16 protein-coding genes are annotated in these 16,925 nt (G+C 59.5%); 8 read left to right on the forward strand and 8 right to left on the reverse strand.

Annotated features, from left to right (window positions below; genetic code table 11):
* From NGM99_RS20715 to NGM99_RS20740, 6 genes are all read right to left on the reverse strand, one after another.
* On the reverse strand, positions 1-276 hold a 276-nt coding region (locus tag NGM99_RS20715; RefSeq protein ID WP_252822529.1), incomplete at its 3' end, for a ParB/Srx family N-terminal domain-containing protein.
* Positions 277-543: 267 nt separating this feature from the next.
* Positions 544-1,374: a phytanoyl-CoA dioxygenase family protein gene (locus NGM99_RS20720; RefSeq protein ID WP_252822531.1), complete on the reverse strand. Its 831-nt coding sequence runs from the start codon at positions 1,372-1,374 to the stop codon at positions 544-546.
* 25 nt (positions 1,375-1,399) lie between these two features.
* The gene (locus NGM99_RS20725; protein ID WP_252822593.1) at positions 1,400-2,362 is read right to left on the reverse strand and encodes an ABC transporter permease; all 963 of its coding nucleotides are present in this window, start codon (positions 2,360-2,362) and stop codon (positions 1,400-1,402) included.
* Positions 2,363-2,421: 59 nt separating this feature from the next.
* Positions 2,422-3,447 (reverse strand): ABC transporter permease, encoded by a 1,026-nt coding sequence (locus NGM99_RS20730; RefSeq protein WP_252822533.1) that lies wholly within the window; start codon positions 3,445-3,447, stop codon positions 2,422-2,424.
* Positions 3,444-4,964, reverse strand: a complete 1,521-nt coding sequence (locus tag NGM99_RS20735) for a sugar ABC transporter ATP-binding protein (protein WP_252822535.1) — start codon at positions 4,962-4,964, stop codon at positions 3,444-3,446. The genes NGM99_RS20730 and NGM99_RS20735 overlap by 4 nt, the downstream gene beginning before the upstream one ends.
* 109 nt (positions 4,965-5,073) lie before the next feature.
* Positions 5,074-6,051, reverse strand: a complete 978-nt coding sequence (locus NGM99_RS20740) for an ABC transporter substrate-binding protein (RefSeq protein WP_252822537.1) — start codon at positions 6,049-6,051, stop codon at positions 5,074-5,076.
* 288 nt (positions 6,052-6,339) lie between these two features.
* On the opposite strand from NGM99_RS20740, the gene NGM99_RS20745 reads away from it, so the two are divergent.
* On the forward strand, positions 6,340-7,365 hold the full coding sequence (locus NGM99_RS20745) for a LacI family DNA-binding transcriptional regulator (protein WP_252822539.1): 1,026 nt from the start codon (positions 6,340-6,342) through the stop codon (positions 7,363-7,365).
* 829 nt (positions 7,366-8,194) lie between these two features.
* Here the strand turns inward: NGM99_RS20745 and NGM99_RS20750 are convergent.
* Together NGM99_RS20750 and NGM99_RS20755 are read right to left on the reverse strand one after the other, a co-directional pair.
* Entirely contained in the window at positions 8,195-8,971 is a 777-nt protein-coding gene (locus tag NGM99_RS20750; RefSeq protein ID WP_252822541.1) for an SDR family oxidoreductase, read from the reverse strand.
* Between the two features lie 54 nt (positions 8,972-9,025).
* Entirely contained in the window at positions 9,026-9,970 is a 945-nt protein-coding gene (locus NGM99_RS20755; protein ID WP_252822542.1) for a LysR substrate-binding domain-containing protein, read from the reverse strand.
* 114 nt (positions 9,971-10,084) lie between these two features.
* On the opposite strand from NGM99_RS20755, the gene NGM99_RS20760 reads away from it, so the two are divergent.
* Genes NGM99_RS20760 through NGM99_RS20790 form a run of 7 tightly spaced genes read left to right on the forward strand, consistent with a single transcriptional unit; the run spans position 10,085 to position 16,712 of the window.
* The gene (locus tag NGM99_RS20760) at positions 10,085-10,900 is read left to right on the forward strand and encodes an ABC transporter ATP-binding protein (RefSeq protein ID WP_252822543.1); all 816 of its coding nucleotides are present in this window, start codon (positions 10,085-10,087) and stop codon (positions 10,898-10,900) included.
* Positions 10,900-11,673: a transporter substrate-binding domain-containing protein gene (locus NGM99_RS20765; protein WP_252822545.1), complete on the forward strand. Its 774-nt coding sequence runs from the start codon at positions 10,900-10,902 to the stop codon at positions 11,671-11,673. The genes NGM99_RS20760 and NGM99_RS20765 overlap by 1 nt, the downstream gene beginning before the upstream one ends.
* A gap of 60 nt (positions 11,674-11,733) precedes the next feature.
* Positions 11,734-12,453, forward strand: coding sequence for an ABC transporter permease (locus NGM99_RS20770; RefSeq protein ID WP_252822547.1), 720 nt, complete (start codon positions 11,734-11,736; stop codon positions 12,451-12,453).
* A gap of 10 nt (positions 12,454-12,463) precedes the next feature.
* Positions 12,464-13,282 carry an ABC transporter permease gene (locus tag NGM99_RS20775; RefSeq protein ID WP_252822549.1) on the forward strand — a complete coding sequence of 273 codons (819 nt, stop codon included), beginning with the start codon at positions 12,464-12,466 and terminating at the stop codon, positions 13,280-13,282.
* Entirely contained in the window at positions 13,279-14,091 is an 813-nt protein-coding gene (locus NGM99_RS20780; RefSeq protein ID WP_252822550.1) for an HpcH/HpaI aldolase family protein, read from the forward strand. Before NGM99_RS20775 ends, NGM99_RS20780 begins: the two co-directional genes overlap by 4 nt.
* On the forward strand, positions 14,088-15,464 hold the full coding sequence (locus tag NGM99_RS20785; RefSeq protein ID WP_252822552.1) for an FAD-binding oxidoreductase: 1,377 nt from the start codon (positions 14,088-14,090) through the stop codon (positions 15,462-15,464). Before NGM99_RS20780 ends, NGM99_RS20785 begins: the two co-directional genes overlap by 4 nt.
* Positions 15,465-15,482: 18 nt before the next feature.
* Entirely contained in the window at positions 15,483-16,712 is a 1,230-nt protein-coding gene (locus NGM99_RS20790) for an alpha-hydroxy acid oxidase (protein ID WP_252822554.1), read from the forward strand.
* Positions 16,713-16,925 lie beyond the last annotated feature (213 nt).

Here is a 16,925-nt window from a genome sequence, read left to right on the forward strand (position 1 = left end):
CTCGATCACGGGCACTTGCCTCATCCTAAGCTTGCGGGCTGCCATCACCCGGCCATGGCCTGCGATGATGCCGTTGTCACCATCCACCAGAACCGGGTTTGTCCAGCCGAACTCGCGGATCGAAGCGGCGATCTCGGCCACCTGCGCATCTGAATGCGTGCGCGCGTTGCGGGCATAAGGGATGAGCGAAGCCAAGGGACGGTAGGTGATAGCGAGAGACCGATCACCAGCGCTCTGCCCCTCGTCTAGCTGCTCATTTTGCACATCGTCAGACATGCCCGATCATAGCAGGCGGGGCCTATACGCGGCAGATCGACATTGTTGCGCTTGGCTACGCAAGGGTACGAAGAACTAGTAGAGCCACGGGTTCTCTAGCCCTGGCCAACTGTCACTCATCTCGTTGACATATTTTATCTATGGCTCCGCCATGGCATCAGCCTTGGCGAAGCACCTTATCACTATGCCTGTTTTCCTCGCGACAACTGAGTGGCAGCGGACTCGATACCAAGTGCTTCAAGCAGAGGAGTGCTCCTCGAAGAGTAATTACTCCGTACCCATCACCAAACCTTCGATGTCGTGTTTTTGCGTCGGCGGAATGAGTTCATCAACTACGCTGCAAACGAGGTGGTCTCTGACCTGGGCAGGCAACGCATCGTAGAAGTCGCGCGTGACCATCATGTCGTGCAGCGCGTCGTGGCCTGCACCCGGCGCATCGACACCGATCACCAATACCGGGCGTGAAATTGGCGAGGGGTGCGCCGTGCCACGATGGACAGTGAGCGCGGAGCGACAGGAGATGTCGCCCATCTGCGGATACTTCTTGACGCCCTTTTCAGCGAATTGTGGCCAGATTTCCTTCTCTGGAAACATCTCGTGCTTCCATTCGCGGCCGTCCAGGAATTGGGTGCCAGGGGCGACCTCGAAAGGCCCCATATCTTCCGTCACGTCCACGCCGGTCAAGTTAAAAGCGAGTGAGGTGATACGCTTGTCTTCGTATGAATCTTTTGGCGAGGGAAAGTCGCGGTGCCAAGGCTGGTTCTTTGCGCCTTGAAAGGGAGTGTCAAAACCGATCTCAACGATCTTATAATCGGGGCCGAGGACTTCGGTGCACATCTTCACGAACCAAGGATGGGTAGTCAGTTCGACAAAGCCGCCGAAATTCTCAGGATGGATTTCTACATACCAACGGCGGGGACCACGCCCCACCGCGCCGCCGGGGCGCTGGATGGCGGCCCAGAAGGCAGTCATCATATCCTCGCGCATCGCCTCCGCAAATTGACGCGAAAACGCGGCTTTCTTGCCGACGATGCCGTCACGATAAAGGGTAGCGACATCCTCGTCCTTCATGGTGTCATGGTTCACAGCGAGGTTCATGAGCGTTGCTCCTTTGCTATGCTTGTTATGGAGAGTTGCGCCGAGTGCCGGCGAGCTTGGCCTGCAGCACCACTACCGCGAGCAGGAAAAGCCCGCGGATCACTGGCTGCCAAGACGAGGAAAGCGAGATCCAGCCCTTGCCGTTCTCGAAATTGATAACAGTGAAAACCAATCCGAGTAGAAGTGCTCCGGCAAGCGTCGCGCCAACCGACCCGACGCCACCGGTAAGAAGTGTACCGCCGACCACGACCGAGGCGATAGCGATCAATTCCCAGCCAATACCCTCTGTCGGCTGACCGGCGAAGGAGGAAGAAGCGAGGATCACGCCCGCCGTGCCGGCCATAAGACCAGAGAAAAGATACACGCCGAGTAGGGTCCGCTCCACATGGAGCCCCATCAGTTTAGCGGTTGCCTCGCCATCGCCGATTGCAAGGATTCGACGTCCCACGGGCAGGCGCTCCAGCGTTAGCCAGCCGCCGAAATAGGCGAAGACCACGATCCAGACGGGGATGGGCAGACCAAGGAAGTTGTTGAGGCCGATGGCCATGAAGTTGTTGTCGGTGGCGATCGAAACGGACTGATTGCCAGCGAGCAGAAGCGCGCTGCCATTAGCGGCAAGCATGGTTGCAAGAGTCGCGATGAAGGGTTGGATGCGCAGGCCAGTGATCACCACACCGTTGATCAAGCCTACTGCAAGGCCTGCGCTGAGCCCGCCGAGGATGCCGGCCGCACTGCCGTAGGTTGAGCAGATAGCCGCGGCAACGCTGGCAAGTGCTGCAGCCGCGCCAACCGACAAGTCGATACCGCCGGTCATGATCACGAATGCCATGCCTAGAGCGACCAACGCGAACATAGAATTAAATTTGAGGAAGCTCAGAATATTGAACAGGCCGACAAAGCCATCATACCGAAGCGCTCCGAACAAGATCAGCGCGAGCAGCGCCAGAACCACCCCGAGCCGGGCGAGGGCCAAGTTGGAGCGAGGCATGAAGCGGCCGAGAAGCGAGCTGGGAGCGGATGGAAGTATATGCGCCATGGCGAACCTCCTTAGATGCGCTCGGCGCGCGACTGCAGCCAGACTGCGGCGATGATCAGCGCCGCCTTGACTACCAGCGCGGCTGCATCCGGCACACCGTTGGCAAGAAGCGTGGTGCGCACGAGTTGGAGTACAAAGGCGCCGAGCACCGTTCCGAGCACATTGGCTCGCCCGCCTGAAAGCAGCGTTCCGCCGACCGCAACGGCGGCGATCGCATCAAGCTCCATCAACGTACCCACCCGTGCTGCATCACTGGCATTGTTGATTGCGACAACGACCATCCCGGCTATGCCCGCAAGCACACCGCTGATCACATAAATCAACCGTTTCACACCAGCGGCATCGATGCCCGAAAGCCGCGCAGCCTTTTCATTCCCGCCTACTGCAAGAATTTGGCGACCGAGGGCGGTGCGGCGGACCAGATAGTGCGTCGCAAGTACGACCAGAGCCATCAGGATCACCTGCACCGGCACGCCCCAGACAAAACCCTTGCCAATGAACTGAAAGCTCGGCTCGTTGAAGGTCTGCAACTCGCTGTTGGTGAAAGTCTGAGCGATGCCGCGTCCGGCGATAAACAGCACAAGCGTCGCGACGATGGGCTGGATGCGGTAGCGCGTGATCAGAAAGCCATTGAACCAACCGCACAACGCAGCGGCTAGAAGCGGCAGAGTAAGTGCCAAGGCGACACCAAGCGTGTGACTTGGGATCGGCACAATTCGGTCGAGGAAGATCAGCGGGGCGAGCGCACCCGCGATCGCCATGACCGAACCCACGGAGAGGTCTATTCCACCGGTGGCGATCACCAACGTCATACCCATCGCAACGATCACTACGGTAGCAACCTGGGTGAGGTTTAGGGTCAGAGTGTTCCAAGCGACGAAGTTCGGCGTGAAGACGACGTTAAAGAGCAGCAGGCTCGCAAACACAAGAAGCGTGCCATAGCGCCCCAAAAAGCGCAGTGTGGCCTGCCTAGCATTGAGGCGGCGTTCGACGGGGCCGCCATTCGTTGACGAAGGTGCGGTATCAAGCGCGCTCATGCTGCGCGGGCTCCCTCGCTGCCGATCTCGTTCTGGTGGGCCATTTCTGTCATCAGGCGTTCCTCGCTCAGTTCGTCGGCGGCGAGGACAGCAACCGATTGGCCGTCACTCAGAACCGTGACGTGGTCGGCAGCCGCCATCAGTTCCTCGAGCTCGGAAGAGATCATCAAGACTGACAGCCCGTCATCGGCCAACTCACGAAGAAGTTTGAGGATTTCAGCCTTCGCCCCAACGTCGATACCCCGGGTGGGCTCGTCTACGATTAAGAGGTTGGGATCGGTGCAAAGCCAGCGAGCGAGCAGCACCTTTTGTTGATTTCCGCCCGAAAGCTCCCGGATTGGCTGCTCGGGTGAGGAGCACTTAACGCCGAGCGCTTTAATGAAGCGATCCACGATTGCGCGCTCACGGGTACGATCCACCACGCCGCCAACGCGCAGCTTGGGAAGGATTGCGAGCGTCATGTTTTCGCGCACGCTCAATTCAGGAACAATGCCTTCGACCTTGCGATCCTCCGATACTAGTCCGATACCGTCACGGATCGCATCTACCGGTTCGCGATATGAGGTTTCGCGACCCTCAACCGCGACCCGTCCGCCGTCGCGTGGGTCAGCACCAAAGATCAGCCGCGCAGTTTCAGTGCGTCCTGCCCCAAGCAGACCTGCGAGCCCGGCGATCTCGCCACGACGCACTTGGAGTGAAACGCCGCGGACGCGGGTTCCGGCGTGAAGATCTTCAGCGTGAAGAAACACAGGGAGGTCTGAGCCTCGCGCTTCGTCCTTGGCGCGCGTGGCAAACGCGGTCAACTCGCGGCCAAGCATCGAGCGCACCAGCTCGACGCGGGAAATCTCGCTCATCGGATGCTGGCCGATAGTGCGTCCGTCGCGCATGATAGTGACGCGGTCACAGACGGCGTAAAGCTCGCTTAGGCGGTGGCTGACGAAAAGAGTGGAAACGCCATCGGCCTTTAGCGTGCGGATCGTGTCGAACAGAACGCCGACCTCACGTTCGTCTAGCGAGGAGGTCGGCTCGTCCATGATCACCAGGCGGGCGTTCTGCGTGACGCCGCGCGCGATCGCTACCATTTGGCGTGTCGCCGCACTGAAATCCTCCAGTGGGCGGTCCACATCAAGTTCAAGTTTGAAGCGGGCGAGCACACGGGACGCCTCAGCGCGCATTCGTCGTCGGTCGAGCAAACCCCAACGGCGCGGCTCGCGCGATAGGAAGATGTTTTCAGCCACCGTTCGATGGGGCGCAAGGTTAAGTTCCTGATAGACTGTCGCGATGCCCGCCGCTTGCGCCCCTGCTGGGGCAGAAAAGTCTACTTGCGTGCCGTCAAATTGTATCGAGCCAGAATCCTTGCGGTAGGCTCCGGTCAGAATTTTGATCATTGTGGATTTCCCGGCTCCGTTCTGGCCAATCAGGGCCATCACCTCGCCGGGCGCGACTTCCAAGGAAGCGTCTCGGAGCACGCTGACCCCGGAGAAACTCTTGTTGATGTCCTTCATGGACAGGAGCATGGCCCAGAACTCCTCAAAGCGGCTCTTTTGAAAAGCACGCCTGGAAAAGATGGATAACGCCCGACCGACTCATGACGAGTCGGTCGGTCGGCCGGAGGAGTTGAGCGACTTAGTAAGCGCTTGCCACTTCGTCTTTAGCGTTCTTGGGGTCGTAAAACTTGTCAGTGTTCTTCACCCAAGGCTCTATCTGCTCGCCCTTGGCGTAGCGTGCCATGGTTTCAAAGGCCTTGGGTCCAAAGCGTGGGTTGCACTCGACCACAGCCGCAATCTTGCCGTCCACCACAGCCTGCACAGCTTCCTTGCCCCCGTCGATGGACAACACCCAGACGTCCTTGCCCGGTGTCTTGCCAGCGGCTTCTAATGCTGAGATCGCACCCATCGCCATCTCGTCATTGTGTGCATAGATCACATCGGCATCAGGATGGGCCTGAAGCAGCGCCTCAGCTACTTGGCGGCCCTTGTCGCGAGCGAAGTCACCGGACTGAGAGGCGACGACCGTGTAGCCTTCCTTAAGCGCCTCGTCGAAACCCTTCTTACGGTCGTTGGCGGGGGAGGAGCCGGTAGTGCCCTCTAGCTCAATGATCTTGGCCCCACCCTGCTTGTTCTCCTGAAGCCACTCGGCGACGCGTTTGCCTTCATCTACGAAGTCCGAGCCTATGAATGTGACATAATCCTCGCCGGGCTTGGCGAGGCTTGGATCGACATTACGGTCGAGTAGGATCACGGGAATGCCAGCGGCTTTTGCGGCCATCACGGCGGGGATCAGCGGCTTTTCCTCACGCGGCGCGAGAAAAATCAGATCCACCCCTTGCGCGATCATGGAATTGACATCCGCCACTTGCTTGGCGGCAGAGCCGGCGGCGTCGGTATAGACAAGCTGATAGCCGAGCTTGGCAGCTTCGTCCTGCATCGACTTGGTCTGGGCAATGCGCCAAGGATTGTTCGACTCGGTTTGGGCAAAACCGACCTTATAGGTATCTTTCTGCACAAGCTTGGGCGACTGAGCAAACCCCGCGCTAGCTGAGATGCTGATTGCTGCGACGGCGCCTGCCGCCGCCATGAATGCACGGCGTGTGAAATGCGACATTGGATTGTTTCCTCTTCCCGATGGCGTCAGGTTTTCTCCTGACAGTCCTGTTTTGAAGCATCCTCTTCCCGCTTCAATTGTCTAATCTGCGGGCTAATAATATTAGCAGTCAAGCGGAAAACCCGCCGCGGTATACGAATGGCGAGTGCACAGCTGAAAGGGAGAAGGGTGGACAGCAAGCAAAGCCGTGAAGAACCTCAGAAGTTGGAAGTCTCAAGTGGCGAGCATCAGGCGCCACGACCTGCCAGAAATGGCGCGGAGGGCGAGGGTAAGAGAGGACGCCCCACCATGACCGACGTGGCGCGGCTCGCCGGCGTGTCCCAGTCTTCGGTTTCGCTCGTTCTTAATGGTATGACCGGTGCGCGGCTCTCCCTCGAAACCAAGGAACGCGTACTCGATGCCGCGCGACGGATTGGTTACGAGCTTCCAGCGATCCGCCGCGAAGCCGCACGGACAGAAGAGCGGCGCATGATCGCCTATATGGTCGATGAAATCTCGACGAGCCCACATCCGGTGGTGAGCTTGGACGGCGCGCGCGATTTCGCCTTCGGGCGAGGCATGCTAATCTCGACCTATGTGACGCGCTCCAATCCCGAGCTGGAAGCGGCGACCGTTGAAGCGATCCGGCGCGATCGTTCTGTGCTAGGTGTAATCTATTCTACCATCTTCACTCGCCGGGTTTCGCTGCCGGCGGGGCTTGAAGATCTGCCTACCGTCTTGCTCAATTGCTACACGAAGCCGCGTTGGCACCTTTCCGTTCTACCCAATGAAGTGCAGGGCGGGCAGCAGGCGGCCGAGCATTTGATCGCGCTAGGCCATCGTCGCATCGCCTTTATCAACGGTGAGCCGTGGATGGACGCAGCTATCGATCGCATGAGGGGCTATGAGCGTGCGCTCGCCTCCGCAGGAATCGAACTCGATACAGAGCTGATCCGAAACGGCGACTGGCTTCCGCTGCGTGGATATCAGCACGCCATGGACCTCATGAGTCTACGGTGCCCACCATCCGCGATCCTATGTGGCAATGATCTTATGGCAATAGGTGCATTGGAAGCGGCAAGAGAACTCGGCATTGAGGTGCCTCGCCAACTGTCGATCATGGGATATGACGATCAGGAGTTAGCACGGTATACGCATCCATCGCTGTCTACTTTGGTCCTTCCCAGCTACGAGATGGGTAGTCGCGCCGCAGAGTCGCTTATTGCTCTCTCGAGCTCGCCGCCTGCGGACAAGCCGCGTGTACTGTTGGTTGAAGGCGAGGTGGTAAAGCGGGGCTCAACCATGGAAAAAAGCAAAAGCTTCGTAAGCTTTTGAAACACCGGCCTCTGATTTATCAGTGGTGAAGTTGCATTCGCAACGACCAAGCTCTGCAGCAACGCAATCGCTGGCTGGCCTGAGGGCCGGCGATCAAGATCGGTCTTAAGATAGCCGAGCGGATCGGCCTGGCACTCTTTTGGCCACTCCTGTCTCAGGCGCTCGCCATGCACGGGATCGTTAAAGTCGGGCGTGGCCCACGCATCGTCCGAGACTGAGCATGACATCACTCGCCAGAGCCAACCGGGCAGCTGACGGTTGGCCTTCACGTTTGTCGCCGCGAAGAAAGAATGCTGGCTGAAGTCCGGGATCGGTCAGCCTCGTGCGGCAACCGGCATGGTGAGCGGCACGAAGACCTATCAAACCGTCAGCCCAGCAACGATCATCGATCTGCAGTAAGTCTTTCTGCCCAGAAAGCGTTGCTGAGTCTGGATTTGGGCCGGAAGCCGACCGTCTGCTTACAATTGACGATCACTACAAAGCAAATCTTTGACACTCTGGAAGTTGATCGCCCCGGCGCCGATTGAAATTTTCGTCGCACGACCGTTCAGCTGTGCGGGCATACGAGATAGCTGAAGACTTATAAGTCGCTTCTCCACAAAGTCGAATGGGTTTACCGCTGGTCAGAACGCCAGCGCCCGAGAACGATCGACCTGATGGAATGGCATGGCCCCATCTACGAAGCGCTTCTGGTGGGCGACGCGGCGGCAGCTAGAGCAGCGACTGAGAAGGATTACGCCTCCGCACTCAAGAATGACATAAGGGTCTTGGATCGACCCGCAAATACCTCGGGCATGAAGCATGCCGACTAGGATTGGCAGACTTTCGGTCAAAAAGCTCCGGCGTACGAGCCCCCGTCGATCATGATGTTCTGCTTGGTAATGTAGCCGGAGCTACCACTGCACAGGAACGCGCAAAGGGCGCCGCATTCGCTGGGATTGCCAAATCGACGAGATGTCTCACTGGCACGCCAGTGTTCCAAGACTTGCTCTGGTTCCTGTCCTGTCACTGCGACCTGTCTCGCGCTCTCTCGCAGTCGGTCGGTCTCGAACGAACCCGGCAGGATATTGTTGATAGTCACATTGAACTGCGAGATTTCCGTTGCCACTCCCGCCATGAACCCTGTCAGGCCGCTACGTGCGCCGTTTGAAAGGCCGAGGTAGCTTATCGGCGCCTTCACGGACGATGAAGTGATGTTGACGATCCGGCCGAACCTGCGTGCGATCATGCCATCGACGACGGCATTCGTCATTTCGATGGGAGCCAGCATGTTCATCTCGATCGCGTCGAGCCACTGCTCTCGGGAGAGAGAGCGGAAATTGCCTGCAGGCGGGCCCCCTGCATTGTTGATTAGGATATCCGGTGATCCGCATGCGGAATGAAGGGCTGCTCTTCCCTCTTTAGTCGCAACGTCCGCCACGACAGGAACGACCTCGACGCTGCTTAAGGCCCTTATCTCGGCAGCTGTTTCCAAAAGCACGGCACGGTTCGTTCCGTTGATAATCAGATGTACGCCCTCACTTGCAAGCGCTACCGCGCACGCTTTGCCTAGTCCCCTGCTGGAAGCACAGACGATCGCCCAACGATCGCGTATCCCAAGATCCATCCCACGTCCTTAGATTGACTGCCTTGCTCAGGCCTTGGAACATTCCACCGCTGTTCAGACAACCAGTTTCCTTCTCTCCTCGCCCGTCCGCGTCGCTGTCTGGCGGCGCCTCGCGACCAGCCAGTCTCGCACGGACAAGAGCTGAGCATTCTGCTTTTCCCCTTTCGCGACGATCTGGAACTCGCTCGAAGTCTCGACAGTCAGGTCGACAGCCCGCACTAATGCGCCGCTTTCGAGCAGGTCGCCCATTGAATGGTGAAAGCCCAGACCGACACCGGCTCCCGTCAGAGCCTCGTGGATGACGAGAATGTAGTTGTTGTGGGTGATGTCCTCGGGAGCCAACGGCCGTCTGATACCGAAGCCCCCGAGAAAGCCCGTCCATGTGATGCCATCGTGGTAGCCATCGTCGAGATGAAGCAACCGATGACCGGACAGGTCTTCCAGGCTGCATATCGGGCCGTGTCGCTGCAGATATTGCGGACTGCACACTGGCGAGATGACTTCCGGCGCGAACGGATGGACCTCGTAGCCCGGCCAGTTCGTTCGCCCGTTGGTGATCGCCAAGGATATGCCGTCATCGGGCAGTTCGAGCGTGCGGTCCGAATTGTAAAGCTGCATCTCGATGCGCGTCGCGCCGTCCGGATAGCTCGCGAGTTGCGGCAAAAGCCAGTAAGTGCCTAGAGTGATCGACGCATAGACCTTGATCGCTGAGGACGCATGCGCGGCTTGTATCCTGTCGATCGTCTCCTCGATCCGATCGAGGCCGAAAGCGATGCTCTGATGCAGTTTCGCGCCGTCCGGACTCAACGCCAGTTGGCGGTGCCGTCGAACGAAAAGGCTGAAACCAAGCCCCGTTTCTAATTGCCGGATCGCGTGACTGACGGCTGCCGGCGTGACGTTCAGTTCGTCCGCCGCGCGCGTGAAGCTCTCCCACTTCGCAGCGGCATCGAACACGTAAAGCAAATTGCCGGAAGGAATTGATCGACGGATTCTTCGCATGAGCCAGTTTTGTCTAACCGATAGATTTTTTGCAGGTTATCTCTGAAGCGGCAAGCGTAAGATGAGCCGTTAAGAAACTTGAATTCGTGCATAACACGAACGGGAACGTGGCTCATGGCCCTCACGCATTCACCCGAGGCGCTTCGCGCCGAGGGTATCCGCAAGTCTTTCGGCTCCCTCGAAGTATTGAAGGGCGTCGACCTCACAGCTTGCAAGGGCGACGTGATCGCCATCATCGGCGGCAGCGGTTCCGGCAAGTCGACTCTCCTGCGCTGCCTCAACCTTCTGGAACATCCGACGGCTGGTTCGCTTCGTATCGATGGTGAGGAAGTCGGCCTGACGCCGGATGGCCGCGGCCACCTTGGTGCAGCCTCGAATGCGCAGATCCGCCGGATCCGCACAAAGCTTGCAATGGTCTTCCAGAGCTTCAATCTCTGGTCGCATATGACCCTGTTGGAGAACGTCACCGAAGTGCCCGTGCGGGTGCTCGGTATCCCGCGCGACAAAGCGACAGTGGAAGCGATGGAGCTTCTCGACCGCGTCGGCCTCGCGGACAAGGCGAACGTTTACCCGGCCTTCTTGTCCGGTGGCCAGCAGCAGCGCGGCGCGATCGCCCGGGCTCTGGCGGTGCAACCAAAGGTCATGCTGTTCGACGAGCCGACATCTGCGCTCGACCCCGAACTCGTCGGCGAAGTTCTCAAGGTGATCACCAGTCTGGCCGAGGAGGGCCGCACGATGATCCTCGTGACCCATGAGATGGGATTCGCGAGGGATGTGGCGAACCACGTCGTCTTTCTTCGCGACGGCCTCGTCGAGGAACAGGGCCTGCCCGCACAAGTCCTCGGCAACCCCAAATCCGAGCGGCTCGCGCGCTTCCTCGGCAATGTCGGGCGCACATCAGACCATTCAACAGACTATGGGAGACAGTAATGAAACGGATTATCGGCGCTGCGATCCTCGCGGCTTCCATGCTCGCCGCACCCTCCGCTTGGGCGGAGAAGCTGAAGGTCGGCTTTTCGCCGGAGGCCTATCCACCGTTCTGGGTTCCGGCTGCCTCGGGCAACTGGACCGGATGGGAGCCGGATTTCATCGAGGCGCTCTGCGCCGAGGCGAAGTATGAATGCGAACTCGTGCCAGTTGCATGGGAAGGCATCATCCCCGCCCTTCTCGGCAAGAAGATCGACGTCATCCTGAATTCCCTGCGCATCAACGACGAGCGCCGTAAGGTCATCGATTTCTCCGACAAATATTACGAAGTCGAGACCGAGGTCGTCGAGCCGAAGGACGCCGACTTCGGCATCGAGCCGGAGGATTTCGACGGCAAGATCATCGGCGTCCAGGTCTCGACCGGCTATCAGACCTATGCCCAGAAGTTCTTGGCAAAAAACGCGTCGGAGATCCGGGGCTACGCCACGCAGGACGAAGCTTATCAGGATCTTGCAGCAGGTCGCATCGACGCCGTGCTTGACGGTCGCATCGCGATGAACGAGTTCTTTAAGACCGATCTCGGCAACTGCTGCTCGTCCAAGGGCACCCTGCCGCGCGACGTCCAGACCCTTGGTGAGGGCTACGGCGCGGGTCTGCGCCAAGGCGACACGGAGATCAAGGATCGTCTGAACGCAGCAATCGCCGCCCTACGCACAAATGGGACGTACGACGAGATCACCAAGAAGTATTTCGACTACGACATCTACGGCAAATGATCGCCCGTGGCGGGGAGCTCCGCTTCCCGCCATTCACCCCTCCATCTGCGAATCCAAGTCATGACGACCATTCCCGATTTCCTCGGAGTGGAGCTCGACCTTTTTCTGACCCAGGGGTGGGGATGGGCGCTCCTAGTCGGGCTTTACCGCTCTCTCCTGATCGCAGCCGGTGCCTTTGTGCTCGGTCTGGTCATCGGCACGCTGGGAAGCTTTGGCAAGCTTTATGGCAACCGCTTCGCCCGGCAGTCGCTTGAGCTCTATACGACCATCGTCCGCTCACTCCCCGAGCTTATCTTGATCCTTGTGGTCTATTTCGTCGGGACCGATATGCTGAACAAGACGCTCGACCTTGTCGGCTATCCTCCTGTCGACGTGAACGGCGCGGCCGCGGGCATTTTCGTTCTGGGCATCGTGATCGGGGCCTACGCGACCGAGGTGATCCGCGGGGCAATCCTTGCCGTCCCGTCCGGACAGATCGAGGCCGCGCGCGCCTTCGGCATGTCACCCGCCTTGGTCCTGCGCCGGATCACGCTTCCCGCGATGCTTCCCAACGCGATACCGGGCCTGTCGAACCTGTGGTTGATCGCCATGAAGAACACGGCGCTGCTGGCTGTGCTCGGCTTTGGAGAACTGACGCAGGTCACGCGACAGGCTGCAGGTGCCACCAAGTCCTACTTCACCTTCTTCCTGGCAGCGGCGTGCCTCTACCTGCTCGCTACTCTGATTTCCAACCTGCTGACACGCCGCCTCGAAGCCTGGTCGCGGCGCGGCATGGCCTAGGCGGCGCACGATGTCCGAGACAAACCTGACAGCCGCCCAGGCGCCCGTGGTCGCGTCCGGCCGATCCGAGCCGACGATCGGGCTCTGGGGCTGGGTCATCCTGGCGGTAGCCTTTGCCTATGCCGGCTACGCGATGCGCTGGGACTGGCTGCTGGACTGGTATCCGCAACTGATCCGCGGCCTGGGCACGACGATGCTGCTCCTTGCGACCACCGTCTTTCTAGGAATGTTGCTCGCGATCCCGATCGGGCTCGTCCAGGTCTTCGGCCCGCGCTGGCTCTCCATTCCCGCGCGCGCATTTTGCACGGTCATCCGGGGGACGCCGCTGCTTCTCCAGCTCTGGTTGCTCTATTATGGCCTAGGGTCGCTTTTTCCGCAGTTTCCCGCGATCAGGGACTCCTTCCTGTGGCCCTATCTGCGACAGGCATGGCCTTATGCAGTCCTGTCGCTGACCCTTTCCTATGCCGCCTATGAAGGCGAGGTGTTCCGCGGTGCCTTTGCCGGCGTACCGAAGGGGCAGCTCGAAGCCGCGCGTTCCTTCGGCATGAGCCCATGGCACTCGTTCCGGCGGATATGGTTCCCGCAGGCGTTCCACCGCGCGTTGCCCACGCTTGCTGGCGAGACCATCCTTCAGCTCAAGGCGACCCCTCTGGTGGCTACTATCACCGTCATGGACATCTATTCGGTGGCCGCACAGGTCCGCCAGCAAACATACCTGACCTATGAGCCGCTGCTCGTCATTTCCGTCGTCTACATCATAGTCGCGATGGGGCTCCTCAAGCTCTTCGCGACCCTTACGAACACCCGTTACATGAGAGCCCCGAATTGACCCACGCCCACCCTGAGCTGTCGGTGAACAAGAACCTCGCAATCGCTTCCGCCTTCCGCCAGCGGCTGATCAGTGGCAACCCCGTCTTCGGAGCTTGGGCGATGGTGCCCAATCCCAGCGTGATCGAAGTCATGGCGCGGCTCAAGTTTGATTTCCTGCTGCTGGACGGCGAGCACTCCCCAATCGAGGCAGGCAGCTTGTCGACCCTGCTGCCATCGACCGAACTGCACGGCGCACCGTCGATTTTCCGACCCCGCTCCCAGACAGCGTCGGATATCAAGACAGCGCTCGATGCCGGCGCGTCTGGCGTGATGGTGCCGATGGTGGAGACGGTCGAGGAGGCACGCGCGATCGTTTCAGTCTGCCGTTATGCGCCCCTTGGCCAGAGAGGCATCGGTCCGTGGCGGGCCTCAGGCTTCTATGACCAGTTCGCCGACTACCTGCAGCGAGCCAACGATGCGACGACCGTCGTTCTCCAAATCGAAAGCGCGACCGGCTTGGACAATGTCGAAGCGATCGCTGCGACTGCCGGCCTCGACGTTCTCTATGTCGGTCCTTCGGACCTTTCGAGTTCGCTCGGCAATCCCTCGGCCGAGACCATGACGGAAGCTCTCCGGCGCGTGGCGAACGCTGCCAGGGGTGCGGGCAAGGCCGTCGGCATCGACATCTATTTGCTTGAGCGGGTACCCGAACTGGTGGAGATGGGCTATTCATTCTTCACCATCGGGTCCGACATCGGATTCATCCAGAGCGCAGGACGAGCGCTGGTCGGCGACATCGCATCCTGCCTCGACGGTTTGGCGACATGAGCGACCTGCTTCCTCAGCTGGCTTCCCTGGTAGGGGAGCGCCACGTGGTCTCGGGCGAGACCCTGCGGGATCGGCCGCAGGACTTCTGGAACAACGTCCCCACCCCGGCACGTGCTTTGGTCAAACCGGGAACGACCTCAGAAGTGTCCGCGGTACTCGCCTTGTGCAATGGAAACGGCATTGCGGTCATACCCGAGGGCGGGCGGACCAATCTCAGTCAGGCGACCCGCTCGGACGAAAGGAGTATTCTGCTTTCACTGGAACGGCTCGATGATATCGAGACGCCGGACGAGGCTGGTCTGACGGTGGTGGTGGGAGCCGGCGTGGTCATCCAGACACTTCAGGAACGATGCGCCGCCAGCGGCCTTCGGTTCGGCCTCGACTTCGGTGCACGCGGAAGCGCCATGATCGGCGGCGCGCTTTCGACCAATGCAGGCGGTTTCCAAGCGCTGCGCTACGGCGTTACAAGGGATATGGTCCTGGGCCTCGAATGCGTGCTGGCGGACGGCACTGTGCTTTCGCATCTCATCCCGTTTCGCAAGGACAATACAGGTTACGACCTCAAGCAACTCTTCATCGGTTCTGAAGGAACGCTGGGCGTGATCACGCGAGCGACGCTCCGGCTCCATCCGGCACCAGTGACGAGGAACACCGCGCTTCTTTCCTTCGCGGATTTCACCGCCGTTGCCCGGACGCTTTCAAGGCTCCGTCGCGACCTGCGCGGCACGCTTTCCAGCTTCGAGATCATGTGGCCCGAATTCTTCGACTTCAACGTCGAAGCACTATACGGCGAGAGACGCCCGATTGGGTCAGGCGCCTCCTTCTACTGCCTGTGCGAGGCAGAAGGCTTCGAGCCAGATAGCGATGGCGCCCTGTTCGAAGACGTGATCTCTGCTGCGCTCGGAGCAGGAGACGTGGCCGACGCCGTGATCGCTCAGTCGTCGCGCCAGCGCGATGAGCTCTGGAAGATCCGGGAGGATTTCGAGGCGGAACAGAACTTCTTCAATGTGATGATTGATTTCGACATCTCCCTGCCGCTCAAGGTGATGGATAAGTTCGTCGCCGAGGTCGATGCTGCGCTGAAAAGCGAGATTCCCGCCTCACTCGGCCTCCATGTTCTCGGCCATCTTGGCGATGGCAACCTCCACGTGACGACCGGCCTGCCGACACCCGAACATGCCAGCTCCCTCAAAGACTTGGTATACGGTCTGATCGCTAGGTATCAGGGTTCGATATCCGCGGAGCATGGCATTGGCATCCTAAAGCGCGACTATCTGCATCATTCCCGCAGTCCGGCCGAAATCGAGACCATGCGCACCTTGAAGCGCGCGCTCGATCCACGGAACACACTCAATCCCGGCAAGGTGATTTGAGGATTTAAAGAAGCGGCGATGGTCAGCGCAATCAATATCTCCGATCTCCGCCTAGCCGCGAAGAAGCGCCTGCCCTGGATGCTGTTCGACTGGATCGACGGCGGCGCAGGCGACGAGCGCGGGCTGCGCGAGAACGAGGCTGCCTTCGAGGCCTATCGGTTCCTTCCGCGATACATGGTGGACGTCTCCGATCGCAGCCAGCGAAAGTCCGTGTTTGGTCGGACCTATGACAGTCCGTTCGGGATTGCGCCGACGGGCTATGCTGGGCTTTTCCGGCCACGCGCCGACGTCACGCTCGCAGCCGCGGCGCGCGATCATAACATTCCCTACATCATGTCCGGCACCAGCGTGGATTCGATCGAGGAAGCAGCCGAGCTCGCCCCGGACAACGTCTGGTATCAGCTCTATGGTGCCATGGATCTATCGATCACCAAGGATATCATATCCCGAGCCGAGCGCGCAGGATGCCAGGCACTCGTGATCACCATCGACATTCCGATCGCGGGTAAGCGAGAGCGTGACCTGCGCAACGGCTTCGAGTTTCCCTTGCGAATTACGCCGAAAGTCGTTCTGGACGGGCTGCTCCATCCGGCATGGACGCTGAGCTATCTCCGCACCGGCGGCCTGCCCCGTATGGCGAACTGGGATCATTACGCGCCAAAGGGCTGCAGTGCAGTGGAACTGGCCGAATTCGCCAACAGCCACTCCTTCTGCGTCCAGACCTGGGACCACCTGCGGCTGTTCCGGGACCTTTGGCCACGCCACCTGATCGTAAAGGGGGTGATGCATCCAGAGGACGCCGAAACTGCCGTAGCGCTGGGCGCGGATGGGCTCATCATCTCCAACCACGGCGGCCGTCAATACGACCGCTGTGTCCCGGCACCTCTCATGATATCGCCGATCCGCGCAGCAGTAGGTCCAAATATCCCTGTCATGATGGATGGCGGCATTCGACGTGGCTCTGATGTTCTGGCATCACTCTGCTTAGGCGCAGACTTCGTCTTCTGTGGTCGAGCAATGCTTTACGGCGTGGTAGCCGGAGGGGCGACTGGATTAAACGCTGCGATAGGAATTTTGCGCGACGAACTCGACACCTTGATGGGGCAAATCGGTTGTCTCAGCGTCGACGTTACTGGTCTCGAAAGCTTCATCATAAATTGGTCTGGCGGCGGCCTTGAAGCTGTTACCGCCTCAGCAGATAAAACTTCAAACTTAAACCCGAAATCCGGGTCAGATAATCGTCCGTAAACTGAGCCCGCCGCTCCTCGATCGACCGGAAGCCTTTGGTTCGAAGCAAGAGACGAACGTCCGCTTCGTTCAACCTTCTAATGAAAAGCGGACCGTCGCTTTCCTACTCCAAGTTCGTCATTTAAACCTCCATTTCCCGATGGCAGTTTTGAGACAGCTTCAGGATAGTCCGAACGGCCGTAATGAGGCGCAGAGCGGACTTTGTTCCGTAGG

The organism is Mesorhizobium liriopis, from assembly GCF_024053505.1.
Taxonomy (GTDB): Bacteria; Pseudomonadota; Alphaproteobacteria; order Rhizobiales; family Rhizobiaceae; genus Mesorhizobium_B; species Mesorhizobium_B liriopis.

Bases quoted from the DNA above. Each gene is read 5' to 3' on its own strand.
- NGM99_RS20765 (WP_252822545.1), top strand. From the start codon at position 10,900: ATGAAACGGATTATCGGCGCTGCGATCCTCGCGGCTTCCATGCTCGCC.
- NGM99_RS20760 (WP_252822543.1), top strand. From the start codon at position 10,085: ATGGCCCTCACGCATTCACCCGAGGCGCTTCGCGCCGAGGGTATCCGC.
- NGM99_RS20745 (WP_252822539.1), top strand. From the start codon at position 6,340: ATGACCGACGTGGCGCGGCTCGCCGGCGTGTCCCAGTCTTCGGTTTCG.
- NGM99_RS20775 (WP_252822549.1), top strand. From the start codon at position 12,464: ATGTCCGAGACAAACCTGACAGCCGCCCAGGCGCCCGTGGTCGCGTCC.
- NGM99_RS20725 (WP_252822593.1), bottom strand. From the start codon at position 2,362: ATGCCTCGCTCCAACTTGGCCCTCGCCCGGCTCGGGGTGGTTCTGGCG.
- NGM99_RS20735 (WP_252822535.1), bottom strand. From the start codon at position 4,964: ATGCTCCTGTCCATGAAGGACATCAACAAGAGTTTCTCCGGGGTCAGC.
- NGM99_RS20755 (WP_252822542.1), bottom strand. From the start codon at position 9,970: ATGCGAAGAATCCGTCGATCAATTCCTTCCGGCAATTTGCTTTACGTG.
- NGM99_RS20750 (WP_252822541.1), bottom strand. From the start codon at position 8,971: ATGGATCTTGGGATACGCGATCGTTGGGCGATCGTCTGTGCTTCCAGC.
- NGM99_RS20790 (WP_252822554.1), top strand. From the start codon at position 15,483: ATGGTCAGCGCAATCAATATCTCCGATCTCCGCCTAGCCGCGAAGAAG.
- NGM99_RS20770 (WP_252822547.1), top strand. From the start codon at position 11,734: ATGACGACCATTCCCGATTTCCTCGGAGTGGAGCTCGACCTTTTTCTG.
- NGM99_RS20720 (WP_252822531.1), bottom strand. From the start codon at position 1,374: ATGAACCTCGCTGTGAACCATGACACCATGAAGGACGAGGATGTCGCT.
- NGM99_RS20730 (WP_252822533.1), bottom strand. From the start codon at position 3,447: ATGAGCGCGCTTGATACCGCACCTTCGTCAACGAATGGCGGCCCCGTC.
- NGM99_RS20785 (WP_252822552.1), top strand. From the start codon at position 14,088: ATGAGCGACCTGCTTCCTCAGCTGGCTTCCCTGGTAGGGGAGCGCCAC.
- NGM99_RS20740 (WP_252822537.1), bottom strand. From the start codon at position 6,051: ATGTCGCATTTCACACGCCGTGCATTCATGGCGGCGGCAGGCGCCGTC.